Genomic DNA, 11,368 nt, shown 5'->3' with positions numbered 1-11,368 from the left:
TTATAGAGGAGGTAAAACTTATGGTAAGAAATACAATAAGATCAATAATATTATTTAGTATAGTATTTTTAACTTTTAATATTATAGGATGTACTGGTGAGAAGAAAGCTTTAAACCAGTCAATAATTCTTACAGAAGATGTTAAATCGGACACAGAACCAGAATTAAAGGTTATATCAACAAAAATAATTCCTTTGGAAAATCATATAAAAGATTTTTCTAATATTTACATAGAAAGGGAGGATGGATCAACATTAATAAGACAAAATTATGTTAATGGATATTTAATGAACAGTATAAACGTTAAAATTGATGGAGATAAAGCTACTAGTGAATATAAAAAATCTATTAGTGATGAATATAGAAATATAAATAAAACATTTTACTTAAATAGTTTAGACAATAATAAAGTTTTAATAATAGATGGATATAGCGAGAATACATTTAAGACAGAAGAAAGTTTAATAAATAATGAACAAAGTAGATATGAATTATCAGGAGAATATTTAATTGAAATTATGAATGATACAACAATTAATAATATTACGAATGATTATATAAGTTGGACAAATTTGAAAACTAGTAGTAGCGGAAGAATTAAAATGCCAGAAGAGTTAAGTTTTATTTTACAGTGTAATGTTGTAGGAGATAGGTTATTCCTATCAGCAATAAGTACTTTAGCGATAGAAGCTCTTAATGGGGAAGTAGGAATAGAAGATACTTATATGTATACTTATAGCAATCCGGATACTTTGCTAGTGATAGACTTAACTACTAATAAGTTAATTGAAAAAAATACAATAGGTAGCTTCAGAAATTTTCATGTTATAAATGATGAAATAATTATTTTTACATCATGCAAAGATTCTGAAGAAGTGGTTGAAATGTATAATTTAAATAATAAAACTAGAAAAGAGTTTATGAAATATTCAACTAAACAAGGAGAGGGATTAATAACTTTAAAGGGACTAAATTTATTTCCTAGTAAAGATAAAATATACTACTGTGAAGATGATGGAGAAAAAGTTTCGCTAAAGATAGCAGAAATAAATGGCATGGATATAGAGAATAGTATAACTGCATATGAAGCTGATAAAAATGAATTAGAGGAGTTTTATATAAGTAACATATCTGTAAGTAATGATGAAAGAGAGATTAAGGTATTTAATAGAACTTTATCAGAATATGGATTTGTTATAGATAAGATAATAAAAATTAAGCTGAATAAATAACTTAAGATAATTAGTAAGGAATTTAATTGTAGGGAAAAGAAGGATTTAAACATAGATAATGGTAAGAAAGAGGGGAGTCTTATGAATCAGTATAAAAAGATAAAAAATAAATATAAAAAAAGTTTAATAGTTATTATTTCAATATTTATATGTTGTTTAATATTAATAGGATCAGGATATGTCTATGTTAGAAGTAAGATATATGTTAAGAGTAACAATTCAACTGTATCAGATAAACAAACTAATAATAAGTTAAATGAAGAAAGTATTGAATTGAAAGAGGTTGATGGAATTACAAATATATTATTAATTGGTGCAGATGGAGTGGACTTTTCAGTTGAGGAGGGAAGGTCAGATTCTCTAATAATTGCAACCTTAGATAGTAATAATAAAAAGGTTAAATTAACATCACTATATAGAGATACAATAGTATTTATACCTGGATATGGAGAAGATAAGATAAATGCAGCTTTTAGTCTAGGTGGAGTAGAACTTGTAATGGATACTATAAGATATAATTTTGATTTGAGTTTGGAAAAGTATGTGATGATAAATTTTGAAGGGTTTGAAGCTATAATTGATCAAATAGGTGGAATTGACATTGATGTTCAAGAGTATCAATTACATGAATTGAATAAATATATAGGAATTGATACTGGTGGTAATGATTGTTCAGTAGAAGAAGCAGGTTTACAAAGGTTAAATGGTAAACAAGCTTTATCCTATGCAAGAATAAGAAAAGGTGTTGGTGATGATTTTGAAAGAACTGAAAGACAAAGGGAGGTTCTTTTTAAAGTTGCTGAGAAATTACAAAAAACTAATCCTATTAAGTACTTTGAAATCGGAAACGAAATGTTAGACTATGTAAAAACCAATATAGATATTATTGAGTGTGTAAACATGGCATATACTATTTATAAATTTTCAAATTTTAATACAGAGCAACTTAGTATACCAGCTTTAGAGCTTTGTGTAGATGAAGAAATAAATGGGAATATGGGGTTAAGAATGGATAGTTATAAAAATGCTTTAATACTTAATGACTTTATTTTTAATGATACTTTACCAGATTTCATATTAAATAGAAGTACGGAAAAAGATACAAGTATTTATTATGAATATAACGGATTTGGAGAATAATATTAAATTTAGTGAATTAGTTATTTATTAAATTACCTGCCCTCTGTTTAATTTAAAACAGAGGGTTTTTTAAATATTAATTACTTTTAATTTTTTATTATTTTAAATATTACAAATAAACATGAAATTAATGGAACCTTTTAAAAGAGAAGGTAATCTAACAATTAGATATGTACATATTAAGTGGGAGGAAAGTAGATGGAGGTATTGGTACGAAAAGCAAAGAAGGGTGATGAAGAAGCATTTATAAAGCTTATAGATAACTATATGCTTCAAATGTACAAAGTTGCTAAGAGTAGGATGTCTAATGAAGAAGCTATAGGAGATGCAATTCAAGAAACTATAATGTCTGCATTTAAAAATATAAAACAATTAAAACGTCCAGAGTATTTTAATACATGGCTTATTAGAATTCTTATAAATAACTGCAATTCCATAATGAAAGATAAGAAAATTGATTATATAGATGATTATAGCAAATATGAAAAAGGAGATAGTATTTGTGTTGACAGTGTTGAGGATAAATTAGATTTTGATCGAGTTCTTAATATATTAAGTGATGAGTACAAGGAAATTATTGTTTTATATTATGTTAATGGTTTTTTGATAAAGGAAATAGCAGAGATATTAGATATTAAGGAAGGCACAGTTAAAAGTAGATTAAGCAGAGCAAAGGAAAAATTAAGGGTGTTTTATATTAAGGAGTATGTTGGGAAGGATGTGAGTCATTTATGAATTTTGATGATAAGTTAAATAAGGTAGTAAATGATGAGATAAATATTCCAGAGAGTATTTTAAAGAAGAAAGATATTGCCTTTGAAGAAATAAGAAAAAGTAAAAAGAAAAAAAGAAGATTTAATAATGGATTTATAGCTGCAGCTGTTTTATTAATTTTAGTTACAGGAATTTTTTCTATTAAAGGAGAAAACGTACTAGCTACAATAAAAGAATTTATATTTAAATACAATCAAGGTGTTGAAAAAGCTGTTGAAAATGGATATTACAAACAGCTACAAGATTATACAGTTTCTAGTGATGGTGTTGAAATTAAAATAGATAAAGTAATATTAAATAGCAAAACTTTATTTGCTTCTTTTGTAATTAACTTTGAAGATAGTAATTTAATAGATGAATTAGAAAGTATTTTTGTAGATATGGATATTGATTATGAGGATAAAAAAAATCAACAGCCTATGTTTATGTCAAAGTCAGAGGTTGATATAGAAAATAAGGAAGTTCATTGTTACTTTACTTATCCATTAGATAAACAAATAAATGGTAATTATTTGAAAATAAATATTAATGAAATTACTTTAATGACTAATAGTGAATCAAAATTATCATGGGATCCAAGTGTAAGTGAATTAGATAAAGAATCATATACGGCAAGGGGAATCAAAATATTTAAAAAGTTTAAATCTTTATGGTCATTTGATTTAGATGTTAATTCTATTATTCAAGAAGATATAAATTATAGTTATAGCAGTTTAGAAAGTACAGGAGAAATGGAGCTTGTTTCAGCTGAATTATCACCTACAGCTATGAAAATAATTATTAAAGATTGTAGTGAATTGAATTTTTATGAGTTATCACTGATTATTACGGATATGAAGCTAACTAATGATAATGGAGAAACCTTTGGTATTTTAGAAACTATAATTTCAGAGGAAGAGGATAATGTTAAGTATATAAAAGTAATATTTGAAGCAACAGTTTTTGATGAAAATGAAAACCTATATTTAGAAATAATTAAAGATGATGGCACTATTGTGAAGTTCAAACTTAAAAAGAATTAATAATATAAGGGATTATGAGTATTTAAGGGGGAAGGGAATTATGAGAAAGAGAATAATTAAAATTATTCAAATATATTTAATATGTATTTTGTCTATTTCTTTAATATCTTGTTCAAAAGATATAGAAGTATCAGAAGTTAATGCTACAGAAGTTAATGTAGAGACTGAAAAGAAAGATATAAAATTAAAGGAAGAAATAATAGAGATTTCAGATGAAGTAAAATATATAAGTAGTGTAGTTAAATTGGATAATGGTGATATTGAAGCAGTAACAGATGATATAGACTTTGATACTAAAGTATATATTTCACATAATAATGGGGAGACTTGGGAAGAAAAAGCAATAAATGTTCCAGAGATATATGGAACTCGTGTTAGATATGTTAATCCTATTAAAGATGGACGTATATTATTAGCAGATATTATTGATGAAGAAACTGCAATTCAAAGAATAAGATATGTGTTAATAGATAATGATGGTAGTTTTACAGAGATAGATAAAGTCTTTGAAGAGGAAATAAACGCTGAATTTGGATTTAATGGTTCGCCAATTATGTTTAATTCATTAAGTAATGGTGATTTAATGTACTATTCTGATAATAGGAATGAAGTTATACAAATTGACAGTAGAAGTTTTGAAGAAAAGAGAGTATATAAATGTGATTCTTATATTGAGCGCTTTATTGTTAATGAAGATTATTTAATAATTAAATCAGCTGAAAGTATATTATTATACGATATTAATACTGGAGAATTAATAAAAGGTTTAGATAAGCTTGAAGATGCTTTAGATGAAGAAAATGCAGAAAGTTATTCAGCATTAATTAATAGTGAAAGTGATAATAATTTATTCTTTTTACAAAATGAAGATATAGTTACTTATAATTTGGATGATGAAAAAATAACACCTGTAATTACTGATAGTAAGTATTTATGTGATGCAGGTATAAATGGGATAAAAATAATTGAACTTAGTAATAATGAATTCTTATATACTTTTAGCAACAATATTACAGGGCAAAGTTTTCTTGTAATTTATAGATGTGATGGAGTAGATATGAAGATTGAAGAAAATGAAATTGTTGTATTTTCTTTAACTGAAAATAAGAATTTAAATGAAGCTATCACTAGATCTAATATAAAGAATAAGGATATTAATATTAAATATGAAGTAGCTTTAAATGATGAAAATGGAAAAACAGTTTCTGATGCAATTAAAAGTCTTAATGCTGAAATTATGGCTGGAAAAGGACCAGATATAATATTATTAGATAATCTTCCTGTTGATTCATATATTGAAAATGGAATTTTAGCTGATATTAGTGAAGTAGTTAATTTAAATAAAGATAAATCATTTGTTAATATAGCATCTGAGTATAAAAGAGATGAAAAGATTTATGAAATTCCACTTAGTATTTCTATTCCAGTGTTCATAGGACCTAAGGAAGTTATAGAACATATAAATGATATGAAGTCATTTTTAGATGTTGCAAAAGAAGAAAGTGCTAAAAGTGACAATAGGATAGTACAAAGTCTAGGAACTCCTGAAGAATTTATATATTCTTTATATTATGGATTTGGAGCTAATTGGATTGATAGTGATGGAGTGATAAATAAAGATACTTTAACTGATTTTTTAGAAAATGCAAAAGAAATTTATAATTTGTGCAAAGTCAAGGAAGATATATACAAGGAAGAAAATAAAGTTGAGGATGGAATAAGAGTTAGTTTAAATAGTAATAGTGATATATTTATGCCAGAAATGAACATTAGAGAAATGACATGCTCACCTGATAAGCCTTTATTAGCATATGGGCAAATAGGAAGTAGATCAGATGTATATTTATTAATAAACATGCTATTATATCAAGATAATATAGATTATAAAATAATCACTAATGAAAGTGGTAACTTTTTTGCACCATCAACTAAGATATCAGTAAATAATAAAAGTAAAAATAAAGATAATGCTATAAAGGCAGTAAAGTATTTAATTGATGAAATTAATGAAACAGAAAAAATTACTTTAAATAGGGAAGCTTTTATTAATGGATTAAAAATTCCAAATGATAGTATAAATGAGTATGTTTTTGATAGTGATAAGAATCACTATATTAAATATATTGAAAGAGATGTTGATAATAATGGAGTATTAATTAAAACTCCTCAATATTGGTTAAATGATGAAGATATAAATACTTTTGTAGATATAATAGAGAGTTTAGATGTAGCACCTAAAGTGAATTTAATATTAGTTACAGAGGTAGCAAATAAGTTTTCTAAGATAATAGATAATGATTTGGATATTAATAAGGCTGTTTCTGAAATTATTAGTGATGTAGAAGTATATTTATTAGAATAATTAAATTAACTATTAATTTTCATATAGTATATTTAATATTTGTTCTATTGCTGTTGTTAGTGGGATATATTATTCAATAAAATTACAAAATTTGTTGTATTTTTTTACCAATACAATTATTCTTACTTCAATAGTGTTTTTTTGGTTAAAGAAAACTGAAGATAAAGATATAAGTAGAATTTCAAAAAATCTAGCAATAAAAAAGTGTAGGAAAGATAAATATTTTACATCTGAAAAAACATTAATATTAAAAGATAAAAAACTTTTAATATATTGTAATGATGATGAACTAGAAATAAAATTAGACAGATATGTAGAATTAAAAGTGATCGATAAATATATATTAATAGTGTCAACAAGATGGCTTAGTTATAAAAAGAAAATAATAATCCCAAGTAATAAATTTGAAACTGAAGAACAAATGAGTGAATTTATAGAGATTATAAAATCTATGATAGATAAAAAGTAAGTATTTATCTGGTAGTAATATTTATATTATTATCTTTTAAAACAGCCCCATAAATAGGAGTTTTGTGAGCAGTATAAGATATACTTTATATAAAGGAGTTATAGGAGGAATATTTTGAATAGTGAAGAGAAAAGACCGACAATAAGGATGTTGCTTTTGGGAGGAATCGTTGTAGCTTTTATTATAACTTTATTTGGGTATAGAGTTTCACATAATAAAAGTTATAAAAATGAGGCTGTAGAGCGAGGGGAATCAATTTATTTAAATGGAAAAGAGTATTGTTATGGTAATCCTGAAGAGACGTATACTATTTCAAATATTTTAATTTGTAAAACTGATAGTGGTAAAAAAGTATATGAGATAAAGGAATATACAAACTATGAATATATAGCGGTTTATTCTGATTGGGATGGCACAATTTATAAAGAAATTAAATATAATAAATAAATTATTTAGAAGCTGAAAAAGAATTAAGATTTATTAATATTTAAGTTTTAAACCATATAAAAAGTTCCTAAGAGCAGGATGTATAATGAAGTAGAATATATAAGCAGTTTAGTTAAATTGGATAATGGCAATATTGTAGCAGTAACAGATGGTATAAATACTTGTATTAATGAATATTTGTATGTAATAAGTAAAAAAATATTATTTTTAGGTGAGGTGCATATGGATTTAGTTTTTATAATAATTAGTTTAGTATTAGCATATGTAATTGAGGTAATATTATATGGAGTTAGTATAGTAATAGGAAATAGTAAAGTTAAGATAAAAGGCTCATTAATAATGCCTATTGTATCCATAATTCCAACTATACTATTGTTAATAATAACAAGGATAAATATATTTAAAATAGAAGAAATTTTAAATGTACCATTATGGATTATTTTGATTATTACTGTAGCTGTAGTTGTATTATTAATATCACAAAATAACATAAAAGAACAGATATCTAAAACAGAAATTATTATAAATGGATTTGAAGGAATTATGATGGAAATTCCACAGAGAATGTTTATGCAAACTTTTATTTTTGTTTTTTTAGAGAAATTTAACGTAAATAATTCAAGTATATGGACTGTAATTATTAATGGAATTGTGTGGTGTCTAGGGATAATAACACAAGGAATTCTTATAAAGAAAAAGGTAAATAAACAATTAATGATTGATATTGTTTCATCATTTATCTTTTCTATTGGAATTGGATATGTATTTGTAAAAAGTGGACTAATACTATTACCAATAATAGCTCATTTTTTAGAAAGAGTACTTTCAAAAACTATTATGAATATAAAATATAAGATTTCTAGTAATAAGAATATTGTTGGAAATTAATTAGTGAAATGTATTAAAGTTATTATAGGAAACCAAGTGGTTTCCTTTTTTTGTGTAAAATATATCATATAATTATAAGTGGATTAATATTTACCAGAAAATTATATTCTAGAGCTAATAGAGAAGAAAGAAAACTAATATTATTTATAGGAAAAAAATACTTGAATATACTACAAATGTGTAGTAATATAAAAATATACTACAGACGTGTAGTGTTAAATGCGAAAGGATTGGTGTACATCATGGGTAAATTTCAAAAATTATCAGATACAGAAATGGATTTAATGTCAATTATATGGAGATTAAATAAAGAAGTGACATCTTCTGAATTACTAGAAATAGTTGAAAGGGATAATGGTAAGACCTGGTCTGGTCAAACTATATCAACATTTTTATCTAGAATGATGGAGAAAGGTGTTTTAACTTCACATAAGAAAGGAAGAACAAATTATTATAGAGCTGCTGTTACTATTGAAGAATATAGACAAAAAGAAGCAGAAGGGATAATAAATGATATGTATAAAGGATCTGTTAAAAAGTTCCTATCAGCATTGTATTATGGTAAGAAAATTAACAAGAAAGAAATTGATGAATTAAAGGAATGGTTTTCTAATAAGTAGAAAGGTGAATATATGAATGAATTATTAAAGCTAGTTTTAAAATTAAGTGTTTCAGGAAGTGTATTCTTTTTACTATTTTTTATTTTATCTTATTTTACCAAAAAAATATTTTCAGCAAAGTGGCATCTATTTATGTTAAAGCTAAATATGATATTTTATCTTATTCCAATTACTTTAATTTATAATAGTATTCCTAAGCATAGTAAAGGTATTGGAATAGGAAGATTTAATATTATATTTAAACCTATGGAAAGTTCAAATTACTTTGCGGATATAATAGGATATTTATTTTATATTTGGTTAATAGGTGTGAGTATACTTATTATTTGGAATTTATATTGTTATAAAAGGTTTATTAAAAGTATTAAAGAATCATATTATAGTGATAAAAATTTGGAAGAGGCTATTTATAACTGCAAGGTAGATTTAAATATAGCTACTAATATTAAAGTTAAAAAAAGCTATCTAGTTAGTTGTCCTATGATTATAGGAATTATTAAACCTACAATTATTTTTCCATCAAATATTGAATATAGTTCAAAGTTAATACCTGTAATAATGCATGAGTTAATACACTATAAAAGAAATGATTTATTATTTAAGTTATTACAATTGATTATTACAGTTATTAATTGGTTTAATCCAATAGTTTATATAATGAATAATAGTTTTGAAAAATGGTGTGAAATATCTTGTGATGAAATTGTTGCAGAAAATATGTCTTATGCTGAAAGAAAAGAATATGGTAATACTATTTTAAGTATTATTGAAAATGTTAATGATGTTCCTAATTTTTTATGTTTCTATTTGTGTGGTGAGAAAAAGTATATAAAGAGGAGATTATTAAATATGTTAAATACAAAGAAGACAAGTAACTTTAATAGGGTTTTTGGCGGATTATTAGTTAGTGCTATGATACTAGGAGGTTCAGCAATAAGTGCTACAGCAACAACTACTAATGAGAATGTTAAAAACTTTAAAATTGAAGCTAATGATGAAAGTATAAGGAGTTTATTGGAAGAAAGAGTAGATGAATTTAGAAATGAGATTAATCTAGGGGAAGCTGTTAGGGGAGCAGTTGTTGTTGTTGATACTAAAACTGGAGAGGTTCTGGGAACTTCTAGTTATAATGCAGAATAATAGTGTGCAATTAATATAAATATTTTATAATATATTAGTTTAATTAAGGTGTTTCAATGAGTGAAGCACCTTTTCCTATTTTAAGGGATATTGTTATTTGATAAATTAATATAAGGAATAAGATTTAATATATGGTATAATAAGTAAAACAAGGTCGAGTATTTAGTTAAAGAGAAGATGTGATTTAGATATATATAGAAGAGGTGAGGTATGATTATTTGTCCAAAATGTAAAACAAAGCTAAAATATAGAGTTATAGAAAAAATTTTACAGGAAAAGCTAATAAATTAAAGTGCAATATATGCAATATAGAAATAGAAACAACTAAGAAAACTAATAAAATAAATTCAATTATTGCAGCATTGCCATTGCTTTTACTTGTATTTTCTGGACATGATATTATAAATTTTATAACGGATTTTACTCAAAATGATAGTATAAGTCAATGGATATTAATTTGTATAGGATCAGTTTGGGGAATAATTATTTACAATGGAAATTTTCCTTGGACTGAATATGAAGAAGTTAAATAATTTCACCATAATAATTTTTAGGAGGTGTTAATCTTTGATAGAAGTTAATAATTTAAGTAAGGCCTTTAAAGTGTCAAAACGTAAAGCAGGATTAAAAGCAGCTACCAAATCTCTTTTTAGGAGAGAATATGAGATTATTCATGCTCTAAATAATGTATCCTTTAGATATTTATAAAAAGTGGGTATTAAAGTTCTTAACATATATAATTCCATTAGCTTTTATAAATTATTATCCATTTCTTTATTTAATAGATAAGGCAGGAAAAAATCAAGTATTATATATGTTATCACCATTATGTGCTTTTTTATTTATTATTCCATCTATAATGTTATGGAAAATAGGGGTAAGTCATTATAAATCTACAGGGTCATAAAAATAAATTGAAAGTCAATTTTTAGATGTTTTTTGAAATTATAGACTTTGATTTAGTAGAGCTATCTAAAGACTGTGTATTAGCAACATATAAATTAAATAGCGTATTGAATAAATTACTATATTAGATTTCATAATAAATATATTTTTAGAATAGACTAATAATAATTTGTTTTAGGGAGAGATATTAATGTGGGAAGAGTTAGGGGTTAGTAGTGGAACAGCTATTATTATTTTAATTGCATTATATTTTGTTATTAAATGGGCTGTTAAAAATGGAATTAAGGATGCATATAGAGATATTACTGAAAAAAAGTTATAGTTAATAGGAGATCAAAATTTGGTTTCCTTTTTTATTTGTAAAATAT

14 protein-coding genes are annotated in these 11,368 nt (G+C 24.8%); all 14 read left to right on the top strand.

The annotated features are described in order from the left end of the window. Positions 1-20 precede the first annotated feature (20 nt). The 14 genes from HCG76_RS05515 (at position 21) to HCG76_RS05450 (ending at position 11,322) form a co-directional block, all read left to right on the top strand. Complete coding sequence (locus tag HCG76_RS05515; RefSeq protein WP_221699230.1) at positions 21-1,232, top strand: hypothetical protein; 1,212 nt, start codon at positions 21-23, stop codon at positions 1,230-1,232. A gap of 81 nt (positions 1,233-1,313) precedes the next feature. Then, positions 1,314-2,372: an LCP family protein gene (locus HCG76_RS05510; protein WP_221699229.1), complete on the top strand. Its 1,059-nt coding sequence runs from the start codon at positions 1,314-1,316 to the stop codon at positions 2,370-2,372. Between the two features lie 198 nt (positions 2,373-2,570). Further along, positions 2,571-3,107 carry a sigma-70 family RNA polymerase sigma factor gene (locus HCG76_RS05505; protein ID WP_221699228.1) on the top strand — a complete coding sequence of 179 codons (537 nt, stop codon included), beginning with the start codon at positions 2,571-2,573 and terminating at the stop codon, positions 3,105-3,107. Then, positions 3,104-4,168, top strand: a complete 1,065-nt coding sequence (locus HCG76_RS05500; protein ID WP_221699227.1) for a DUF4179 domain-containing protein — start codon at positions 3,104-3,106, stop codon at positions 4,166-4,168. Before HCG76_RS05505 ends, HCG76_RS05500 begins: the two co-directional genes overlap by 4 nt. A 40-nt stretch (positions 4,169-4,208) precedes the next feature. Beyond that, entirely contained in the window at positions 4,209-6,530 is a 2,322-nt protein-coding gene (locus tag HCG76_RS05495) for an extracellular solute-binding protein (RefSeq protein WP_221699226.1), read from the top strand. A 91-nt stretch (positions 6,531-6,621) separates the two neighbouring features. Further along, positions 6,622-6,999, top strand: coding sequence for a hypothetical protein (locus HCG76_RS05490; protein WP_221699225.1), 378 nt, complete (start codon positions 6,622-6,624; stop codon positions 6,997-6,999). Between the two features lie 114 nt (positions 7,000-7,113). Further along, positions 7,114-7,446 (top strand): hypothetical protein, encoded by a 333-nt coding sequence (locus HCG76_RS05485; protein ID WP_221699224.1) that lies wholly within the window; start codon positions 7,114-7,116, stop codon positions 7,444-7,446. Positions 7,447-7,563: 117 nt separating this feature from the next. Then, positions 7,564-8,334: a CPBP family intramembrane glutamic endopeptidase gene (locus HCG76_RS18980; protein WP_260458275.1), complete on the top strand. Its 771-nt coding sequence runs from the start codon at positions 7,564-7,566 to the stop codon at positions 8,332-8,334. A 242-nt stretch (positions 8,335-8,576) separates the two neighbouring features. Then, the gene (locus HCG76_RS05475) at positions 8,577-8,954 is read left to right on the top strand and encodes a BlaI/MecI/CopY family transcriptional regulator (protein WP_221699223.1); all 378 of its coding nucleotides are present in this window, start codon (positions 8,577-8,579) and stop codon (positions 8,952-8,954) included. A gap of 12 nt (positions 8,955-8,966) precedes the next feature. Beyond that, entirely contained in the window at positions 8,967-10,094 is a 1,128-nt protein-coding gene (locus HCG76_RS05470) for a M56 family metallopeptidase (protein WP_221699222.1), read from the top strand. A gap of 368 nt (positions 10,095-10,462) precedes the next feature. Further along, the gene (locus HCG76_RS05465; protein WP_221699221.1) at positions 10,463-10,627 is read left to right on the top strand and encodes a hypothetical protein; all 165 of its coding nucleotides are present in this window, start codon (positions 10,463-10,465) and stop codon (positions 10,625-10,627) included. 34 nt (positions 10,628-10,661) lie between these two features. Further along, the gene (locus HCG76_RS05460) at positions 10,662-10,802 is read left to right on the top strand and encodes a hypothetical protein (protein ID WP_221699348.1); all 141 of its coding nucleotides are present in this window, start codon (positions 10,662-10,664) and stop codon (positions 10,800-10,802) included. After that, complete coding sequence (locus HCG76_RS05455) at positions 10,780-11,001, top strand: ABC-2 family transporter protein (RefSeq protein WP_221699220.1); 222 nt, start codon at positions 10,780-10,782, stop codon at positions 10,999-11,001. Before HCG76_RS05460 ends, HCG76_RS05455 begins: the two co-directional genes overlap by 23 nt. 189 nt (positions 11,002-11,190) lie before the next feature. Continuing rightward, positions 11,191-11,322 carry a DUF6019 family protein gene (locus tag HCG76_RS05450; RefSeq protein WP_221699219.1) on the top strand — a complete coding sequence of 44 codons (132 nt, stop codon included), beginning with the start codon at positions 11,191-11,193 and terminating at the stop codon, positions 11,320-11,322. The last annotated feature ends 46 nt before the right edge of the window (positions 11,323-11,368 follow it).

The organism is Clostridium sp. K13 (assembly GCF_019734195.1).
GTDB lineage: Bacteria > Bacillota > Clostridia > Clostridiales > Clostridiaceae > Clostridium.
Note: the sequence above shows the minus strand (reverse complement) of the source record. Positions and strands in the feature narration are given on the sequence as shown.

Coding starts and splice junctions, on each gene's coding strand:
- HCG76_RS05515 (WP_221699230.1), top strand. CDS start 21: ATGGTAAGAAATACAATAAGATCAATAATATTATTTAGTATAGTATTT.
- HCG76_RS05510 (WP_221699229.1), top strand. CDS start 1,314: ATGAATCAGTATAAAAAGATAAAAAATAAATATAAAAAAAGTTTAATA.
- HCG76_RS05505 (WP_221699228.1), top strand. CDS start 2,571: ATGGAGGTATTGGTACGAAAAGCAAAGAAGGGTGATGAAGAAGCATTT.
- HCG76_RS05500 (WP_221699227.1), top strand. CDS start 3,104: ATGAATTTTGATGATAAGTTAAATAAGGTAGTAAATGATGAGATAAAT.
- HCG76_RS05495 (WP_221699226.1), top strand. CDS start 4,209: ATGAGAAAGAGAATAATTAAAATTATTCAAATATATTTAATATGTATT.
- HCG76_RS05475 (WP_221699223.1), top strand. CDS start 8,577: ATGGGTAAATTTCAAAAATTATCAGATACAGAAATGGATTTAATGTCA.
- HCG76_RS05470 (WP_221699222.1), top strand. CDS start 8,967: ATGAATGAATTATTAAAGCTAGTTTTAAAATTAAGTGTTTCAGGAAGT.
- HCG76_RS05455 (WP_221699220.1), top strand. CDS start 10,780: ATGTATCCTTTAGATATTTATAAAAAGTGGGTATTAAAGTTCTTAACA.
- HCG76_RS05450 (WP_221699219.1), top strand. CDS start 11,191: ATGTGGGAAGAGTTAGGGGTTAGTAGTGGAACAGCTATTATTATTTTA.